Raw genomic sequence first — 17,589 nt, 5'->3', positions numbered from 1 at the left:
ACCGCTCAGAATGCCAGCGTCTCGCGGGCAACGGCCTGTTCCTCACCGGCCGGAATGACGAGAATGTCGACGCGCGAATTTGGCGCGCTGACACTCTCCGCACCTTTCTGGTTCAAATGCTCATCGAGCTCGACGCCAAGCCACGCAGCTGCTTCGCAGATCCTGTGCCGGATCAGTGGCGCGTGTTCGCCGATGCCAGCGGTGAACACCAGCGTGTCGAGCCCGCCAAGCGCGGCGGCAAGCGAGCCGATTTCACGTCCGACACGATAAACAAATAGGTCGACGGCTTGAACGGCCGAAGGCTCTTTTGCGCCCAGCAGAACCTGCATGTCTCCAGAAATGCCGGAGACGCCCAGCAGGCCCGAACGTTCGTAGAGAAGGCTGGCCAGGTCTTCGCTCGACAGCCTCCTCTCCTGCAGCAAATACAGGATGACGCCCGGGTCCAGCACGCCGCAGCGGGTGCTCATGACGAGGCCGTCAAGCGTCGAGAACCCCATCGTCGTGGCGACACTGCGTCCAGCCTTCATCGCGCAGAGGCTGGCGCCGCTGCCGAGATGGGCGACGATCACCCGACCGCCGGCGGCCGCACCGTAGCGCTCGCGCAGCTTCGCAGCGATATGGCTGTAGGACAGGCCGTGAAAACCATAGGAAACGATGCCCGCCTCGGTCATCGCGCGCGGCAGCCCGTAGATCTTGACAAGTGCTGGCCGGCTCGCATGAAACGCAGTGTCGAAGCATCCGACCTGACGCGCCCGCGGGAGGAGCTCTGCAGCCCGGGCAACGATCTCGAGATTGATCCTTTGATGGATGGGCGCCAGCGGCTCCAGCAGCTGTAGTGCCTCGAGCGCGTCCGTGTCGAGCAGCGTCGCTTGGGTGAAGTCGCGCCCGCCATGGACGATCCTATGCCCGACCCTGTTGATGCGGCCAAGAAGGTTGCGATCGGCGAGCAGCGCAGCGACCGTTGAGAAGGCTTTGGCAACATCGATCGATTTTTCGCCCAGGCTGATGTCGATCTCGGGGGATCCGGCCGCGGCCGCGACGTGCAGGCGCGGATGCCGTGCGAGCGACGAAATACTGCCGCGCAGCAGCTCGGAAAGCTCGGCGCTTGCCTCGAACACCGCGAATTTCAAGCTCGATGACCCGCTGTTCAGGACAAGGAACGCATCACTCATGAAGCCGTCCGCATTCTCGGCCCGGTGGTGCGCCGAAACCCGCTCGTCGGCTTATTGGGCAAGTCTGGCGCCGCATCCATGCCCTGCTCCCATTTCCAGCCAAGGATCTCCGGCATATCCTGACCATGAGCACGGATATAGGCCCGATGCTCAATCAGTTTGCCTTCCATCTCCTGCACCTGCCCGATATTGGCGCCCTTGCCCTTTGGCAGCCGCTCAAGGACGCTCTGGACGAGATGGTATCGATCCAGGCCATTGAGCACCGTCATGTCGAATGGCGTTGTCGTCGTGCCTTCCTCATTGTAGCCGCGCACATGGATGTTGTCGTGATTGGTGCGCCGGTAAGTCAGGCGATGGATGGTCCAGGGATAGCCGTGATAGGCGAAGATCACCGGCTTTTCCGAGGTAAACAGGGCGTCGAATTCACGGTCCGACAACCCATGGGGGTGATGCTCCTTGGGTTGCAGGGTCATCAGGTCGACGACATTCACCACCCTGATCTTGAGTTCGGGAATGGCATACCTGAGGATCTGCACGGCCGCCAGCGTTTCGAGCGTCGGGACGTCGCCGGCGCAAGCCATCACGACGTCAGGATCCTCGCCATTGTCGGTCGAAGCCCAGTCCCAGATGCCGATACCCGTCCCGCAATGAACGATGGCCTTGTCCATTGAAAGCCACTGCCACGATGGCGGCTTGCCGGCGACGATCACGTTGATGCGGTTCCATGTCTGCAGCACGTGATCGGTCACGCACAGCAAGGTGTTGGCATCCGGCGGCAGGTAGACCCGCACAATATCGGCTTTCTTGTTGAGAGCGACATCGATGAAGCCTGGATCCTGATGGCTGAAGCCATTGTGCTCCTGGTGCCAGACATGGCTCGACAGCAGATAGTTCAGCGACGCCACCGGCCGACGCCACGGAATGTCGCGGCAGGCATCCAGCCATTTGGCATGCTGATTGAACATGGAATCGACAATGTGAATGAACGCCTCGTAGCAGGAAAACAAGCCGTGCCGCCCGGTGAGCAGGTAGCCTTCGAGCCAACCCTGGCATGTGTGTTCCGAGAGAATCTCCAGGACCCTGCCGTCGCGGCCAAGATGAACGTCTTCGGGCAGGATCGTTTCCATCCAGGCGCGCTCGGTGACCTCGAACACGTCCTGAAGCCGGTTCGAGGCCGTCTCATCGGGACCGACGATGCGGAAGTTCTGCGCCGCCTCGTTCAGCTCCATGACGGCGCGCAGGAACTTGCCCATCGCCCGTGTCGATTCGGTCTTCACCGCGCCCGGTCGTTCGATCGCAACCGCGTGGTCGTGCACTAGGGGCAGGACGAGGGACTTGCGCAGCAGGCCGCCATTGGCATGCGGGTTGGCACCCATGCGCCATGTGCCCTCAGGGGCGGAAGCGCGGATCGCTTCAATAGGGGCGCCGGCTGCATCGAACAGTTCTTCGGGCCGGTAGCTTCTCAGCCAGTCCTCGAGCAGCTTGAGATGCGCCGGGTTTTCCGCAAGGCCCGACAAGGGAACCTGGTGCGAGCGCCAGAAGCTCTCGGTCTTCAGTCCATCGACCTCCTTCGGTCCGGTCCAGCCTTTGGGGCTGCGCAGCACGATCATCGGCCATCTTGGTCGCGAAGTCCCTGTTGCGGAACCGCTCCGCGCGGTCTGCTGGATCGCACGGATCCGGTCGAACGCATCGTCGAGCACGCTCGCCATGCGCTCATGCATCAGCGCCGGCTCGTGCCCCTCGACGAACAGCGGTTCATAGCCATAGCCGACGAACAGCGAGCGCAATTCGTCTTCTGGGATACGGGCCAGAATGGTCGGATTGGCGATTTTGTAGCCGTTCAGATGCAGGATCGGCAGAACCGCTCCATCGCGCTCAGGATTCAGAAACTTGTTGGAATGCCATGCGGTGGCCATCGGCCCGGTCTCGGCCTCTCCGTCGCCGACGACGCAGGCGACCACGAGATCGGGATTGTCGAAGGCCGCGCCATAGGCATGAGAAAGCGCGTAGCCCAGTTCGCCGCCCTCATGGATCGAGCCCGGCACGTCGGGCGCCGCGTGGCTCGGTATGCCGCCCGGAAAGGAGAACTGGCGGAAAAGTTTGCGCATCCCCTGCTCATCCATCGATATGTCGGGATTGAGCTCACTGTAGCTGCCCTCAAGATAGCTGTTCGCCACCATTGCCGGTCCGCCGTGACCAGGTCCGCAGACATAGATCACATTCGCGTCACTGAGCCTGATCATGCGATTGAGGTGGGCGTAGATGAAACTCAGCCCCGGCGACGTTCCCCAATGGCCGAGCAGGCGTGGCTTGACGTGCTCCAGCCGCAACGGTTCGCGCAGCAGTGGATTGTCGAGCAGGTAGATCTGGCCGATCGTGAGATAGTTGGCGGCACGCCAATAGGCATGGATGTCGTACGCCTCGCGGTTGGACAGGACACCACTGGAGGCTGGATTTGTCGTGTGCTCGGTCATGTCTGGCTCCGTTGTTGGCGACAGTCTTGAGTCTTGCGATTTCGACTTGCGCCTGTGTTTCGTCGAGCTGCAGCGAAGGAACACAAACGCGTCGGCGTTTCAGTGCATCTCTTCGCAGGATTTAAGCATCATTGCCGTCGAGCGCGCGGCGCATGCGCCTGATGACCGCCGCACGTCCCCGCTCGTCGGCCGCAGCGCCGACCGCTTCGTTGATGTCGAGGAGAAGTCTGGAAAGGTCGTTGTGCCAGTCGAGGCGGGCAACGCTTTCTGGTCTCAGACGGCGGGGCTGGTTGAGTTCGACCGGCAGACTGCCACTGAACGTCAATTGGAAGGCATCATCCAGCCGCGGCGTGATGATCCTGCCGTCAGGCATAATCGATTGCAGCCGCTCGCTGAAGCCACGCAGCCCTTCCTCCTCGCCATGGGTGAGGAACACCGCCTGCCTTACCGGACCTCTGGACGCGACCCACGCAACCAGTTCGGCTGCGTCGGCATGACCGGAATAGAGGTCGAACAGGCTGACATGCGCCTTGACCTCGACCTCCTCGCCCTGGATGCGCACGCGCCGAGCGCCGTCGAGCAGGATCCTGCCTAGAGAGCCCTGGGCCTGGTAGCCGGCGATCATCACCGTGGCATTCCGGCGCCAGAGATTGGCCTTGAGGTGATGGCGGATCCGGCCCGCGTCGCACATGCCGCTGGCAGCGATCACCACGAAGAAGCCGGTCAGGCGATTGATCGCCTTGCTCTGTTCCACCGTCTCGGTAAAGCGTAACTCCTTCGAGTTGAGGGCCTGCCGTAGCGCGTCACCCTGTTCGATCTCGTCGGCATGCCGCTCAAAAATCGCGCTGGCGCGTGTCGCCAGCGGCGAGTCGACAAAGACCGGCGCGGAGGGCACGGCACCGGTCCGCATGAGCAGATGGAGATCGACCAGCAGTTCCTGCGTTCGCTCCACGGCGAAGGACGGAATGATGAGAGGTCCGCCGGTCTCGGCGGCGCCACGCACGATGTCACCCAGCTGCGATCGCCGCTGCTCGGGCGATACATCCGGGCGCTCGCGGTCGCCATAGGTCGATTCGCAGATCAGGTAGTCGACCCCAGCCGGACCTTCCGGGCCGGTCTGCAGCAACTTGTGTCCAGGCCCGATATCGCCTGAAAACAGAATGCGCATGGGTCTCTTCTGGTGATCCAGATCGATCTCAAGTTCGACCGAGGCAGAGCCGAGCAGGTGACCAGCGTTCCAGAAGCGGGCCCGAAGGCCTTCGGCGACGGTTGTCCATTCGCCATATTCCAGGGCCCGGAACAAGGTCATGCAGGCGGCCGCATCTGAAAGAGTGTAGATCGGCTCGACCAGCGGCCGACCGCGCCGCGCGTTGCGTCTGTTCAGCTGTTCGACTTCCATTTCCTGGATATGCGCCGCGTCGGGCAGCATCACTGAGCAGAGATCGATGGTGGCGCGGGTCGAATGGATGGGACCGGAAAAGCCCTGCTTGACCAGCTTCGCCAACAGCCCACTATGGTCGATATGCGCATGCGTCAGGATGACAGCGTCGATCGTCTCCGGCGGGAACGGAAACTGGCCATAATTAAGTTCCCGTTCCGACTTCGATCCCTGGAAAAGGCCGCAATCGACGAGAACCCGCCAGCGGGAGGTTTCGATCTCGTAGCATGAGCCGGTGACGCCGTGGGCCGCGCCGTGAAAGCGCAGGATAGGATCCGTGCCGCGAGCGCCTTGCATGTCGCCACGCCCTAGTGGGAGAGCAGGACAGGCAGGCGCAGATCGGCAAGCACCCCGTCCGTAGCGCCACCGAGCACGAAATCCCTGACACGAGAATGGCCATATCCGCCCATGACCAGAAGCTTGCCGCCGATTTTGAGGGCATGCTCCTGCAGTGCAGTCGCGACCGAACGGTCCTGTGCCTGGATCGAGACCGCCTCGGCCATCAGACCACGCGCCCTCAAGCCCGAAGCAAGGCGCTCGCCAATGCCTTGCCCCGGAAGCGGCTTCTCGTCGGTGACGGTCACAACCGTAACCATTGAGGCACGTTCGAGAAACGCCCGCGCGTCTGCAACAGCCCTTGCGGCCACTCGGCTGCCATCCCAGGCGATAACGACATGTTCAAAGGGTTCCACCTTCGTGGAATCGGGAAGAAGAACGGTCGGCCTACCGGAGCCGAAGACTGTCGCCTCGGCCAGCGTCCGTGCCGTCTGGTTGGCGGGCGCCCAGCCGACAAGGCAGGTGTCGAAATAGCGGGAGTGCTCTGCGGCAACATCTCCCATCAGGGCCAGTGGCGCTGCGATCTCCTGGGCGGACAGGATCACCGCACCTGATGAGGCCTCATTGGCAACCGCCTCAAGCAGAGCTTTGCCGTGCTTGCGGCTTGTCGCCTCAGCTTCCGCTATCTTGTAGGGGAGGTCGAGGAGGTAGGTTGAGAGCGCATTTGAAACGTCGGGAATATCGACATTGATGGCGACGGCATGAAGCGCCGCTCCGATCTGCTTGGCGACGGCAACAGCGTTTACGGCCACTGCCCCAGCATTTGCGTCCGGATACGTCGCCAGACAAAGAACTGCCATTAGCTTCATCGGTTTTCGCCTCCATTGATGCCGGCCCGGATGGCCAACTTGCGTGGTATTGGTAGTCGCGGTGGGCGAGCCCGGCTTTGATCCACCGCAAATGCGTGACCACTGGACGAGATCCGCGTCGGCGCCCACGCCGACATCGTGTCGCCCGCCGTCGCTGCGCTGGCTCAATTGCATGGGCGAAAACCTGTCGCTATTTTGGAGCGAATGTTGTCTCTTGTCAGACGTCAATGCCCAAGCGGAAGACGACGCAACGATGGCACCGGCGGTCACCGCGATCCATGTCATTTCGGGGCTTCCGGACCTTTGACCGACTGACGTCGAGGACGCCTCCCGACGGGCTCGCCTCGCGACCCTCCCGTTCACGGTCCAGCATCAGCGCCACATCGTGGATTGTCTTGAACTGAAACGGCGCACGAAGCTGCGGCACCACCAGTAGACGGTCTGCCAGGGCGGGAAATCCTTCGGCAGCATGCGCCAGCCGCCACCCGGTCGGGCCATGTAGCGGATCGCGTTCAAGACTCGCGCAGGTCCCTCGCCACGCGCCGCCCGGTCATGGACGCGCCCGGCAGGAACGGTTGTATCCGCGACCATTCCTCATCCGTCAGATCGGACGGATAACGCTTGGTCTTCTTCTCGACGTCGGCCATCCGGCCACGCGTCGCTCGGGTCCACATCCCAAGCTTGAATTACGTGCGATCGCACCGTTCAAGGCGTTTTCAATCGGTCTCTGAGCGCGCTCGAACAAGCCCCGCCAATCCGCCGACCGCACTGCAGCATCGGGCGGCAATCAATCTGGTTCGGCTGTGATTCTTGGCGAGAACACGATGTCAATCGGAGATGACCAATCTGGATTAATCACTGAGTGGCTGACATTGCCATAAAATACGACAAAAAGGCGTGTGCCCGTTCCGAACCTTCGGGCCGGCCGCCACCTATGGTTCTGCACAAAACGGGAGGGCGGCTACTCCTAGCACAAGGGCTGCGTCTCTGCGTGGATACTCGTTGCCTCGACCCGAACAAGATCCGGCCTTCGCACCCTTGTCGCCGAAGACATACGGCCACTTTCGGAAACCCGAAACTTCATGGAGTGTTTCAATGACGCGAATACTGTTTGCCGGCCAGAAACCTGAAACCGTCGACTTCTCGGACCCGTCCTTGCCGCCCGGCTTCAATGCCGAAAAAATCAACGCTGGGATCGCTTTGGGCGTGGCGAAAATCGAGGAACGGGGCTGGCAGGGTGACACCTGCATGATTACGCCCGATGCCGCACTCAAAGGAGCGCTGAGCAATGCGACGTACGATTGCGTGGTGATCGGTGGCGGCCTAGGCTGCCGCCCAAGGGGCTACCCTTGTTCGAAACCGTTGTGAACATCATCCACAAGGCGGCGCCTAACGCCGCCTCAACACCAGACCCGAGGACACTGCGGAAGCCGCTGCCCGTCAGCTCCCCACGAGTTGACACCTCCCACGCAGTTTTGCAGTCGTGCTACAGCATTACAAAGTTTTAACCTTGGCGGCAGAGGTGGCCCTCAACCTTTCCGCTCCCGCTTGGCTCTAGCAAAGCCCCGATCGGTCGCGATAAATCGCTCAAGCATGGGCACAATCAGGCGAAGAGGATCAGTGGAAGGCTGACCCCCGTCGCGGCCAAGGATCTCAGCATATCTGGACAGATCGCGGTGCAGCGGCGCCGGCAGTTCCACTGTGACCTTAACCGGCTTGTCGTCTGCAATCGGACCGAGTTTCAGATTGGCCATTTTCAGCCTCCGTAGGGTTCGAGCACGAGATCGCGCGTAACGACGACACGCACATTGACGCCAGGCCGTATCGTCAGTGTGGGTGCGATGTTGAGTTGGCGCTGGACGATCTGCTGGCCCATCTGGCTGAGGCTGTCGGAGGCGCCGCTGCGCAAGGCGCGCACGATGTCACCTTCCTGGCCGGACGAGCCGGCCTCCGCGCCAACGCTGAGAATGGTGGTGAGTGCGGCCGCCTTGAACAGCTCGGCCCAATGGTAGTCGACGCCGTCCTCAAGGCCGGCATAGCCTTGGGCGTCAGTGCCAGGCTGGCGTTCAAGAACAATGGAGCGTCCGTTGGGAAAGACCAGCCTGTTCCAGACAAGCAGCACGCGCCGCTGGCCGAAGCCGACGCCATTGTCGTACTGGCCAATGACACGCGTGCCTTGCGGGATCAGCAGCGAGCGACCCGTCGGACTGTCATAGACATTTTCGATCACCTGGGCGGTGATCTGACCGGGCAGATCGGAACGGATACCGGTGATGAGGGCCGCCGGGATGACGGCCCCTGCTTGGAGCACATAGGGCGACGCCGGCGGCGTGACGCGATCCGGCGCCACGGTGCGCCGATCAGCGGCCGCATTCAGAAAGCCGAGCTGGCGGTCTTGCGTGGTCGACTGGCCGATCTGACCGGCAAGGTCGGGGCCGCCAAGGTTCGGCGGGGAAGTTCCTGCGGGCGGGGTTTCGGCCAATGCCGCGATTGACTGCCCCGTCTGGAAGAAAACACGCGACGTTCGGGCCGCCTCCTCTTCGGCCCGCCGGCGCTGTTCGGCTTCATCAACCATCGGCGTTGCGATCGTAGGCGGCACGACGGGCTGTCCCTTGTTCTGGGCATCAAGCATCGGCCGGCCAAGATCGCCAGGCAGCGGCGGTCCAAGAACAGGGCCAGTATAGTCGCGCGGCAGGCTGGCCAGTCCCTCGGCGGGCTGCCTGTTGGACGTCGAGTAGAGCTCGTCGCCATGCCTGCCGGTTTCACTCGTCCGAAGCGCGTAGATCAGCGCGCCGCCGACGCCAAGCGATGCACATAAGCCGATGCCGGCAAGCACCTTGCGCGACAAGCGCGTGACGCGCGGCGGATCGGCGCGAAGCTGCATGGGGGCAGCCGGGATTTCGTTCTCGCTCATGATTGTTCCCCTCCCCTTTGACGAAATGCGTTCTTTGCACTCGGCGCCGCATTGGTGCCTGACATCCACAGACCTCTCCTCGTGGCATCGGTGCGGACGATCCTGACGGTCTGTTGCCGCTTGCCACTGCCAAGCCGCAATTCCGCGGCGCCAAAGAGACGGTCGACGATCAGGGTGTTCTGGTAGACGCGGCTGTTGGCAATCTCGGCCTCGCCGTCCGGGCCTATGACGAAGATGGGCGGCATCTCGCCTTGCACGATCCCGCGTGGAAACTCGACGTAGGCCCGCCTGCCGTCGTCATAGACGCTGACGGGCCGCCACGGGGCCGCGTCGCCGGTGAAACCATAACGATAATTGCGTGCGGTGATGGCGGGAATCACCGGTGTCGCGGGGATCGCGCGCGCTTGTCCGGCCGGCGCCGCGGGATAGGCCCATGACACGGCGGGCATGTAAGGCTCCTCGCCCGATTGCAGCTCGATCATGTAGCTGCGCCGGTCGGTGGTGATGACGAGATTGGTGTTGATGTCCGGACGCGAAGGCTTGACCAGCACATGGACGCGCCTGGAGACGCCCGCTCCGCTTTCGGTGTCACCGATGATCCAGCGCGCGGTATCGCCCGCCGCGATCGGACCTTCGCCGGTCAGGCTTTCGCCGGGCTCAAGCGCGATGTCCGTTATCTGTCCTGGAGCGGCATAGACCTGATAAAGGGCTCCTTCACTCCAAGGATAAATCTGAATGGCGTTGTAATAACCCTCACGACGCGGCTGGACCCGCGCCGCCGCGTTCGCGTTCTCGACGCGCGCCACCGGCGTGCTGCCGGCCGCGCCGCCGCGGGCCGGGACCCACCCTGGTGGAACGTGCAGCGGTTTGGGTCTCTCATCGAGTGCGGCCACCGGAGCGGCAGGCAAAGGCGGCACGGAGGCGTCATAGGAGATCTGAGGTGGTTTCTGCGGTGTGGCGCAACCGGCAAGTAGCCAGCCCGACAACAACACCGCGGCAAACGCCGACTTTCTCAAAGCTGGAGTGGCGATGATACCGAATGGCTGGTTCATTGGCTCATCTCCCGCGACCAGTTTATGGCGTTGACGTATATGCCAAGCGGATTGGCCCGCAGCCGGTCAGCGTCGCGTGGCGCCTGGATCACGGTTGTCAGAATGGCTGTCCATCGCTCGCTGGTGGAGAGCTGGCCATCCTCGTAATGACGTTCGGCCCAGGCGACGCGAAAGGAGTCCGCCGAGGCACGAATGACGGACGAGACATCGACGGAGACCTGCTGCTTGCCCACCCTGGAGAAGGGGTCGTTGACACGGGCATAGTCGTTGAGTGCCGCGGCGCCCCCGTCGGTGGTCCATTCGTAGGCGCGCATCCAGTTCTGGCGCACGACGATCGGATCGGCCGGGATGGAGCGGACCTGCTCGATGAAACGGGCGAGATGCCACGCAATTTGCGGGTCGGTTGGCCTATAGTCCGAGGTGGCGGGCGCGAGTGCCTGCGCCTGTCCGAGCGTGTCAACCTGCACCACCCAAGGGATCACCGTCCCTCGCAGTGATTGCGAAACGAGCGTGGCGGCCAGGCCGGCCGACAGGATCAATGACCCGAAGGCCATTAAGCGCCAGCTTCTGGCCTGCACGCGAGCAGAGCCGATGCGGTCGTCCCAGACTTGCGCGGCCTTCTGGTATGAAGTCTCGGGCTGGGGCGCCTTGCCGTAGTGGGTGGCGGGCCGTCGAAAGATGTTCATGGGTCATTTGCCTTCGGAGAGAGAAACGGAACTACCGCTGCCATGGCCGTCGCCAGCGCGAACTGCGTGGGCAGCGGTTTGGACGCCGTGCGACAGGCGCTGGGACCGCTGCATGCGCTTGGCCCAGTCGGGTGTATTTTGTGCCACTTCGCCCGCGCCGGCCGCGCGGGAGACGGGAGGGTCGCTTGCGCGTTCGGCATTGCCCCTAACCGTCCCCGCTGTCGCGGTCTCACCGCGTTCCGCGTTGGCGGACCGTGGGCTAGCCGAGGAGGCCGATTGCACGGATTCACCGGCACGCGCGGCGGCGCGCCTGAGCGGCGAGCCATTTTGCGAAACACCGCCGCTGCCAACGCCGCCGCCCAGGGCGGAGGCGGCAGCTGCGGTGTCACCCTGGCCCGACGCGCCTGCAATCGAGCCGCCACGCACAATGGAGCTGCCTGCGGAGAAAGCCGCCGAGCCGCCGCGGGCTGCGAGGCTTGCGGTGCCGCCCGTGGCAAGCACCATGCCGCCTGCGGCCAGGCCTGTACCGACGGCGGCACCCGCACCGAGTTGCGGTCCGCCAGAGACGATGCCGTTGGCGATGCCCGGGCCGAAGATGCCGAGACCGAGAAGCGACAATGCAGCCAGCACGATTGCCATAGCTTGATCGATGGTGGGGTTTTCGCCGCCGAACCCTTGAGTGAACTCGCCGAACAGGGTCGAGCCAATGCCGATGACGACGGCCAGCACCAGCACCTTGATGCCCGATGAGATGACGTTGCCAAGGACGCGCTCGGCCATGAAGGCTGTCTTGCCGAAGAGGCCAAAGGGGATCAGCACAAAACCGGCCAGCGTCGCCAGCTTGAATTCGATCAGCGTTACGAAGAGCTGTACCGCCAAGATGAAGAAGGCAAGCAGGACCAGTGACCAGGCGAATAGAAGGCAGACGATCTGGATGAAGTTTTCAAAGAAGGAGACGTAGCCCATCAAACCTGAGATCGCCTCGAGCAATGGCCGTCCCGCATCGAGACCGGTTTGCGCCACCTTGCCGGGGTGCAGCAGGTCCTGAGCCGAGAAACCGGTTCCACTCGCCTTCAGGCCAAGACCGGAAAAACTCTCGAATACGATCTGGGCGAGACCGTTCCAGTTGGATATCAGATAGGCAAAGACACCGACGAAGAGCGTCTTCTTGACAAGCCGCGCAAGAATGTCGTCATCAGCGCCCCAGCTCCAGAAGAGCGCGGCGAGCGTCACGTCGATGACGATCAGCGTGGTGGCGACGAAGGCGACCTCGCCGCCGAGCAGGCCGAAACCGCTGTCGATGTAGCGGGTGAAAGTCGCCAGGAATTGGTCGATGACGCCAGTATTGCCCATATCTATCGGGCCTCGTGCAGGGCTGCATCTGGCGCGTCGGGCTCGCCTATCGAAGGCCCCGATGGCTGTTTCAGGCCGAGGAAGCGATCGCGCTGTTCGGCCCATAGCCGCGCGCATCCATCGTCACGCAGGGCAGCCTCGCCGAGGACCTGGCAACGGCGCAGACCCTCGCGAAGCGGGTTCGGCATCAAGCCTGCGCTTGTGTGCGCGCCCTCGCCCGCCAGCTTATTCTGTTTCCGGCTCATACCGAGCGCGGCCGCCGAGAGGGCGGCCGCGACAAAGATCACAGCCACCGCGCGAGCGAGGGTTTTGCCGTCCATGGCCATCGACCTCAGCGGTTAAACATCTGGACCGAGCCGACCTCGTAGCCCGAGCCGGGAGTGAGGAAGCGCCGGCGCTGCTCCCGCCCCTGATCGACCGCGGCGGCACGTTCGGCCTCGGTCAGCGCCTGGGCGCGACCGTTGGCGGCGACAACAGCGGTCAGGTCCGCGAGCTGCTGGCCCTGAAGCGCAAGAAGCTGATTGCCAGCTTGCGTCGCCTGCAGCGCTCCGGTCGCCGATTGGCTGGCGCCGACCAGCGCCGACATTTGCGCGCGGCCGGTCTCGATGTTTCCAACGACGCCCGCCTGGATGCGCATGGCGTCCTGAAGGCCGCCCACCGTGTTTTGCCAGCGCGAGCGCGCGTCCGTGACGAGCTCCTGGTCGGATGCAGAAAGCGAGACGCTGCCGTATTGCTGCTGAAAGGCCTTGTCGACCTGCTGGACGTCGAAGGCGATGTTTTGTGCTTGCCCGAGAAGCTGTTGCGTGCGTTGCACCGACTGTTGCAGTTGCTGGAGCGAGGACAAAGGCAGGCTCGCCAGGTTGCGCGCCTGGTTGATCAGCATCTGGGCCTGATTCTGAAGGGAGGTGATCTGGTTTGTGATCTGCTGCAGCGAACGCGCGGCCGTCAGAACATTCTGGGAATAGTTCGATGGATCAAACACGATGAAGGCATACGCTGGCGCAGTCGGCGAGATGGCGACCGGCGCGGCGAGTATCGCCGCGACCATGAGAAGGGCGTGTGGGCGCCTTTGACGAACAGTCATGGCTGGGAATCCTTTTCAGGTTCGGAAAGGGTTAGGTTGGGAATGAGGTCGGCGGCCCAGCCCACGTCACGGGCACGCAGCCAGGCCGCCAGGAAGCCGTTGCGGCCATGCTCGGCGATGATGCTGCCAATCAGGGCCTGATCGCTCTTCGAGGACGCGGCGCAAAGCGCCAGCCCGACCTCGGACAGGCCGAGCTCGAAGAGACGGTTGCCGCGGCGGGACTGGCAGTAGTAGTCGCGCTTGGGTGTGGCTCGTGCCAGGATTTCGATCTGGCGGTCGTTCAGGCCGAAGCGCCGATAGATGGCGGCAATCTGCGGCTCAACCGCGCGCTCATTGGGCAACAGCAGCCGGGTTGGACAGCTTTCGATGATCGCGGGCGCAATAGTCGAATTGTCGATATCGGCAAGCGACTGGGTGGCGAAGACGACGCTGGCGTTTTTCTTGCGCAGCGTCTTCAGCCACTCGCGCAACTGCCCGGCAAACCCCCCGTCATCGAGGGCGAGCCAGCCTTCGTCGATGATGAGCAACGTCGGACGCCCGTCGAGCCGGTCCCCGATGCGATGGAACAGGTAGGAGAGGACGGCCGGCGCGGCTTGCGTGCCCACCAGTCCTTCGATCTCGAAGGCCTGCACGGATGCCTGTCCGAGGTGTTCGGCCTCGGCGTCGAGCAATCGGCCGTGAGCGCCTCCGACACAGTATGGGCGCAATGCCTGTTTCAGGTCATTGGCTTGCAAGAGCACACTGAGCCCGGTGATGGTGCGCTCCTCGACGGGAGCCGAGGCAAGCGACGTTAGCGCCGCCCAGATATGCTCCTTTGCGTCCGGGGTGATCTGGATGCCTTCGCGCATCAGGATCGCGACGATCCAGTCAGCCGTCCAGGCACGCTCGTATGTGTCATGAACCCGGGCGAGCGGCTGCAGCGAAACGGAGGCGTCCACGCCTTCGGTGAGGTGCCCTCCGAGATCGTGCCAGTCGCCCCCCATGGCGAGCGCCGCGGCGCGGATAGACCCGCCGAAATCGAAGGCGAAGATCTGAGCGTTGCGGTAGCGGCAGAACTGCAGCGCCATCAGCGCGAGCAGCACCGACTTGCCGGCTCCAGTGGGGCCGACGACCAGCGTATGACCTACATCGCCGACATGAAGGACCAACCGGAACGGGGTCGAGCCTTCGGTCTTGCCGTAAAGCAAGGGAGGACTGACCAGATGCTCGTCCCGTTCCGGCCCCGCCCACACGGCAGAGAGGGGCATCATGTGGGCGAGATTGAGCGTTGAGATGGGAGGCTGACGGACATTGGCGTAGGCGTGCCCGGGCAAGGAACCAAGCCAGGCGTCGATGGCGTTGACGGTCTCGGCAATCGCCGTGAAGTCGCGGCCCTGGATGACCTTCTCGACAAGCCGTAATTTCTCGTCGGCCACGCGCGGGTCACAATCCCATATCGCGACGGTCGCGGTGACATAGGCCATGCCCGCCATGTCGGCGCCGAGCTCCTGCAATGCGGTGTCGGCGTCGGCCGCCTTGTTGGCGGCGTCGGTGTCGAGGAGGGCCGACGCTTCGTTGGTCATCACCTCCTTGAGGATCGAGGCGATGCTCTTGCGCTTCGCAAACCATTGCCGCCGTATCCTGGTCAACAGTCGGACAGCGTCGACCTTGTCGAGCAGGATCGCACGGGTCGACCAGCGGTAAGGGAAGGCCAGCCGATTGAGGTCATCAAGCAGGCCGGGTGTCGTTGCGGTCGGGAAGCCGGCGATCGAGAGCACGCGAAGATGCTTATCGCCAAGTCGTGGCTCGAGCCCGCCGGCGAGCGGTTCATCAGCGAGCAGCGCATCGAGATAGATCGGCGTCTCGGGGACGCGCACCTTATGGCGTTTGGTCGAGATCGTCGAATGCAGATAAGTGAGCGTTTCGCCGTCATCGAGCCAATGGCATTCCGGCATGAACCCGTCGAGCAGGGACAGCACGCGCCCTGTCCGGTCGACAAAGGCGCGCACGATCTCGCCCGGATCCGCGTCCGACTGGTCGCGACCCTCATAAAGCCACCCCTCGGCGCGCGTGGCGTCTTCGGGCGGTGGCAAAAACAGGAATGTGAGAAAGTAGCTCGATACGAAATGAACCCCTTCCTCGTCGAAATCGGCTTTGCGCTCGGCATCGAGCAGGCTGGCGGCCGCATTGGGAAACTGGCTCTCGGGATAGGAGGCGGCTTCGTGCCGCTGTGCTTCGACAAAGACGCTCCAGCCCGAGCCGAGGCGACGAAAGGCATTGTTGATGCGCGACGCCACCGCGACAAGCTCTGCCGCGACGGCGGAGTCGAGATCGGGGCCGCGAAACCTCGCGGTGCGCTGAAAACTGCCGTCCTTGTTGAGCACGACGCCCGGCGCGACGAGTGCTGCCCAAGGCAGATAGTCGGCAAGGCGAGCAGCGGTTCGGCGGTATTCGGCAAGGCTCATCATAGCGGCGCCCTCAAACCGAAAGATGTCCGGGGAGCCGCAGGTGTCGGCGCCCAACCTCGAAAAACAGCGGATCGCGCCTGGCGGCCCATACCGCCGTGAGATGTCCGATTGCCCAGATGAGGAGACCGACCAGCCACAGCCGCAGCCCAAGGCCGACCGCGCCCGCCAGCGTGCCATTGAGGATCGCTATTCCGCGCGGCGCGCCGCCGAGCAGGATCTGCTCCGTCAGCGCCCGGTGGACGGGCACCGTCCACCCCCGCACCGCGTCGAGTTGTTCAAGAGCGGTTGTCATCAGATCAGCGCTCCGCCGCCGAACGAGAAGAACGACAGGAAGAAACTCGACGCCGCAAAGGCGATCGAAAGGCCAAAAACGATCTGGATGAGCCGCCTGAAGCCACCCGAACTGTCGCCGAAGGCCAGCGTCAGGCCGGTGACGATGATGATGATCACGGCGACGATCTTGGAAACCGGTCCCTCGACGGACTGAAGAATCTTTTCGAGCGGCTGTTCCCACGGCATCGAGGAGCCTGACGCATGGGCGACCGGAGCCACCACGAGATTGACGGCAATTGCGACGCAGGCCGCAGCCAGGCCGGCGCGGCAGCGCGAAAGCAGGCGGATCATGAATTTTCTCCTGTGTTGATGGGGGCAGCTTCAGCAATGCGGTAATCGCCGTCGGCGCCGAGACCCTCGACTCTGACCAGTTCGACAAGCCGCCGCGCGTTGCCGCGTCCGGCGAGCACAGCGACAAGCCCGATCGTGTCGGCGATCAGCGCACGCGGCACGGTGACAACGGCTTCCTGGATAAGCTGCTCAAGACGGCGCAGCGCGCCTATACCGGAGCCCGCATGAAGGGTGCCTATCCCGCCAGGGTGCCCTGTGCCCCATGCCTTCAACAGATCCAGAGCTTCGGCGCCGCGCACCTCGCCGATGGGGATGCGGTCGGGCCGCAGGCGCAAAGACGAGCGAACCAGGTCGGAAAGCGTGGCGACGCCGTCCTTCGTGCGCATTGCGACAAGGTTGGGCGCGGCGCATTGGAGTTCACGGGTGTCCTCGATCAGGACGACCCGGTCCGTCCCTTTCGCCACTTCGGCAAGCAGCGCGTTGGTGAGCGTCGTCTTGCCAGTCGACGTGCCGCCGGCGACGAGGATGTTGGCGCGCACGGCAACCGCGGCACGCAATATCGCGGCCTGGGCGGCCGACATTGTGCCCGCCGCGACATAGTCATCGAGCGTGAACACGGCGACGGCGGGCTTGCGGATTGCGAAGGCCGGCGCGGCCACCACGGGCGGCAACAGGCCCTCGAAACGCTCGCCGGTCTGCGGCAACTCGGCCGAGACGCGTGGAGAACGGGAATGGACCTCGACGCCGACATGATGGGCGACCAGACGCACAATGCGCTCGCCGGCGGCGGGCGCCAGCATGTTCCCTGTATCGGCCAGACCGTCCGAAAGCCGATCCACCCAGATGCGGCCATCCGGGTTGAGCATGACCTCGACGATCGCGGGATCGTCGAGAAACCGGGCGATGGCGGGTCCAAGCGCGGTGCGCAGCATGCGCGAACTGCGCGCGCGTCCTTCGGTATCGTTGTGCGAGATGGCCATACTGTCCCCGTTCTGGCCGGGAACACGTCGAACAACGCCCGGTCGGGGACGATCAAAAGAGCCTTGGAGCAGCCCGGTTCAACCGGTTTCAGCCGTCGTCGTAGCGTAGCGTAAAATTACCGGCCAACGGCGGCGCCGACGGTCATCGCGCTTTAAGCCCGACGTCTTTCCGCCTTCGCCGCAGCTCAAATATGAACTTTTGCAGTAAGATGTCCATGTT

16 protein-coding genes and 1 pseudogene are annotated in these 17,589 nt (G+C 63.5%); 1 reads left to right on the top strand and 16 read right to left on the bottom strand.

The window, feature by feature from the left end:
- Positions 1-5: 5 nt before the first annotated feature.
- From FJ986_RS19985 to FJ986_RS19965, 5 genes and pseudogenes are all read right to left on the bottom strand, one after another.
- On the bottom strand, positions 6-1,172 hold the full coding sequence (locus FJ986_RS19985; RefSeq protein WP_140522952.1) for an acetate/propionate family kinase: 1,167 nt from the start codon (positions 1,170-1,172) through the stop codon (positions 6-8).
- Positions 1,169-3,646 (bottom strand): phosphoketolase family protein, encoded by a 2,478-nt coding sequence (locus FJ986_RS19980; protein WP_140522954.1) that lies wholly within the window; start codon positions 3,644-3,646, stop codon positions 1,169-1,171. The genes FJ986_RS19985 and FJ986_RS19980 overlap by 4 nt, the downstream gene beginning before the upstream one ends.
- Positions 3,647-3,767: 121 nt before the next feature.
- Positions 3,768-5,381, bottom strand: coding sequence for an MBL fold metallo-hydrolase (locus tag FJ986_RS19975; RefSeq protein WP_140555415.1), 1,614 nt, complete (start codon positions 5,379-5,381; stop codon positions 3,768-3,770).
- 11 nt (positions 5,382-5,392) lie between these two features.
- On the bottom strand, positions 5,393-6,514 hold the full coding sequence (locus tag FJ986_RS19970; protein WP_224656362.1) for a universal stress protein: 1,122 nt from the start codon (positions 6,512-6,514) through the stop codon (positions 5,393-5,395).
- Positions 6,515-6,545: 31 nt separating this feature from the next.
- Positions 6,546-6,903: pseudogene (locus FJ986_RS19965) on the bottom strand (transposase); the annotation flags it as partial.
- Positions 6,904-7,324: 421 nt separating this feature from the next.
- Between FJ986_RS19965 and FJ986_RS19960 the strand changes: the two are divergent.
- The gene (locus tag FJ986_RS19960) at positions 7,325-7,597 is read left to right on the top strand and encodes a hypothetical protein (protein WP_224656363.1); all 273 of its coding nucleotides are present in this window, start codon (positions 7,325-7,327) and stop codon (positions 7,595-7,597) included.
- 161 nt (positions 7,598-7,758) lie between these two features.
- Here the strand turns inward: FJ986_RS19960 and FJ986_RS19955 are convergent, their stop codons facing one another.
- Genes FJ986_RS19955 through trbB form a run of 11 tightly spaced genes read right to left on the bottom strand, consistent with a single transcriptional unit; the run spans position 7,759 to position 17,369 of the window.
- Positions 7,759-7,983, bottom strand: coding sequence for a DUF2274 domain-containing protein (locus tag FJ986_RS19955; protein ID WP_140522958.1), 225 nt, complete (start codon positions 7,981-7,983; stop codon positions 7,759-7,761).
- Positions 7,984-7,985: 2 nt separating this feature from the next.
- Complete coding sequence (locus FJ986_RS19950) at positions 7,986-9,143, bottom strand: TrbI/VirB10 family protein (RefSeq protein ID WP_140522960.1); 1,158 nt, start codon at positions 9,141-9,143, stop codon at positions 7,986-7,988.
- Entirely contained in the window at positions 9,140-10,195 is a 1,056-nt protein-coding gene (gene trbG / locus FJ986_RS19945) for a P-type conjugative transfer protein TrbG (protein WP_140522962.1), read from the bottom strand. The genes FJ986_RS19950 and trbG overlap by 4 nt, the downstream gene beginning before the upstream one ends.
- Positions 10,192-10,881 carry a conjugal transfer protein TrbF gene (trbF, locus tag FJ986_RS19940; protein WP_140522964.1) on the bottom strand — a complete coding sequence of 230 codons (690 nt, stop codon included), beginning with the start codon at positions 10,879-10,881 and terminating at the stop codon, positions 10,192-10,194. The genes trbG and trbF overlap by 4 nt, the downstream gene beginning before the upstream one ends.
- 3 nt (positions 10,882-10,884) lie before the next feature.
- Positions 10,885-12,234, bottom strand: coding sequence for a P-type conjugative transfer protein TrbL (gene trbL / locus FJ986_RS19935; protein WP_140522966.1), 1,350 nt, complete (start codon positions 12,232-12,234; stop codon positions 10,885-10,887).
- A 2-nt stretch (positions 12,235-12,236) separates the two neighbouring features.
- Complete coding sequence (trbK-alt, locus tag FJ986_RS19930) at positions 12,237-12,554, bottom strand: putative entry exclusion protein TrbK-alt (RefSeq protein WP_140522968.1); 318 nt, start codon at positions 12,552-12,554, stop codon at positions 12,237-12,239.
- An 11-nt stretch (positions 12,555-12,565) separates the two neighbouring features.
- On the bottom strand, positions 12,566-13,318 hold the full coding sequence (trbJ, locus tag FJ986_RS19925; RefSeq protein ID WP_140522970.1) for a P-type conjugative transfer protein TrbJ: 753 nt from the start codon (positions 13,316-13,318) through the stop codon (positions 12,566-12,568).
- The gene (gene trbE / locus FJ986_RS19920; RefSeq protein ID WP_140555417.1) at positions 13,315-15,765 is read right to left on the bottom strand and encodes a conjugal transfer protein TrbE; all 2,451 of its coding nucleotides are present in this window, start codon (positions 15,763-15,765) and stop codon (positions 13,315-13,317) included. Before trbE ends, trbJ begins: the two co-directional genes overlap by 4 nt.
- A gap of 10 nt (positions 15,766-15,775) precedes the next feature.
- On the bottom strand, positions 15,776-16,057 hold the full coding sequence (locus tag FJ986_RS19915) for a VirB3 family type IV secretion system protein (protein WP_140522972.1): 282 nt from the start codon (positions 16,055-16,057) through the stop codon (positions 15,776-15,778).
- Positions 16,057-16,389 carry a TrbC/VirB2 family protein gene (locus FJ986_RS19910; RefSeq protein ID WP_140522974.1) on the bottom strand — a complete coding sequence of 111 codons (333 nt, stop codon included), beginning with the start codon at positions 16,387-16,389 and terminating at the stop codon, positions 16,057-16,059. The genes FJ986_RS19915 and FJ986_RS19910 overlap by 1 nt, the downstream gene beginning before the upstream one ends.
- Positions 16,386-17,369 carry a P-type conjugative transfer ATPase TrbB gene (gene trbB, locus FJ986_RS19905; protein ID WP_140522976.1) on the bottom strand — a complete coding sequence of 328 codons (984 nt, stop codon included), beginning with the start codon at positions 17,367-17,369 and terminating at the stop codon, positions 16,386-16,388. Before trbB ends, FJ986_RS19910 begins: the two co-directional genes overlap by 4 nt.
- Positions 17,370-17,589: the final 220 nt, after the last annotated feature.

Source organism: Mesorhizobium sp. B1-1-1, assembly GCF_006442955.1.
In the GTDB taxonomy this organism is placed as follows: domain Bacteria; phylum Pseudomonadota; class Alphaproteobacteria; order Rhizobiales; family Rhizobiaceae; genus Mesorhizobium.
The sequence above is the reverse complement of the archived record's forward strand: the minus strand, read 5'-3'. Positions and strand labels throughout refer to the sequence as shown.

Excerpts from the sequence above, each read along its gene's own strand:
- FJ986_RS19985 (WP_140522952.1), bottom strand. The coding sequence starts at position 1,172 with ATGAGTGATGCGTTCCTTGTCCTGAACAGCGGGTCATCGAGCTTGAAA.
- FJ986_RS19980 (WP_140522954.1), bottom strand. The coding sequence starts at position 3,646 with ATGACCGAGCACACGACAAATCCAGCCTCCAGTGGTGTCCTGTCCAAC.
- FJ986_RS19975 (WP_140555415.1), bottom strand. The coding sequence starts at position 5,381 with ATGCAAGGCGCTCGCGGCACGGATCCTATCCTGCGCTTTCACGGCGCG.
- FJ986_RS19970 (WP_224656362.1), bottom strand. The coding sequence starts at position 6,514 with ATGACATGGATCGCGGTGACCGCCGGTGCCATCGTTGCGTCGTCTTCC.
- FJ986_RS19960 (WP_224656363.1), top strand. The coding sequence starts at position 7,325 with ATGACGCGAATACTGTTTGCCGGCCAGAAACCTGAAACCGTCGACTTC.
- FJ986_RS19955 (WP_140522958.1), bottom strand. The coding sequence starts at position 7,983 with ATGGCCAATCTGAAACTCGGTCCGATTGCAGACGACAAGCCGGTTAAG.
- FJ986_RS19950 (WP_140522960.1), bottom strand. The coding sequence starts at position 9,143 with ATGAGCGAGAACGAAATCCCGGCTGCCCCCATGCAGCTTCGCGCCGAT.
- trbG (WP_140522962.1), bottom strand. The coding sequence starts at position 10,195 with ATGAACCAGCCATTCGGTATCATCGCCACTCCAGCTTTGAGAAAGTCG.
- trbF (WP_140522964.1), bottom strand. The coding sequence starts at position 10,881 with ATGAACATCTTTCGACGGCCCGCCACCCACTACGGCAAGGCGCCCCAG.
- trbL (WP_140522966.1), bottom strand. The coding sequence starts at position 12,234 with ATGGGCAATACTGGCGTCATCGACCAATTCCTGGCGACTTTCACCCGC.
- trbK-alt (WP_140522968.1), bottom strand. The coding sequence starts at position 12,554 with ATGGACGGCAAAACCCTCGCTCGCGCGGTGGCTGTGATCTTTGTCGCG.
- trbJ (WP_140522970.1), bottom strand. The coding sequence starts at position 13,318 with ATGACTGTTCGTCAAAGGCGCCCACACGCCCTTCTCATGGTCGCGGCG.
- trbE (WP_140555417.1), bottom strand. The coding sequence starts at position 15,765 with ATGATGAGCCTTGCCGAATACCGCCGAACCGCTGCTCGCCTTGCCGAC.
- FJ986_RS19915 (WP_140522972.1), bottom strand. The coding sequence starts at position 16,057 with ATGACAACCGCTCTTGAACAACTCGACGCGGTGCGGGGGTGGACGGTG.
- FJ986_RS19910 (WP_140522974.1), bottom strand. The coding sequence starts at position 16,389 with ATGATCCGCCTGCTTTCGCGCTGCCGCGCCGGCCTGGCTGCGGCCTGC.
- trbB (WP_140522976.1), bottom strand. The coding sequence starts at position 17,369 with ATGGCCATCTCGCACAACGATACCGAAGGACGCGCGCGCAGTTCGCGC.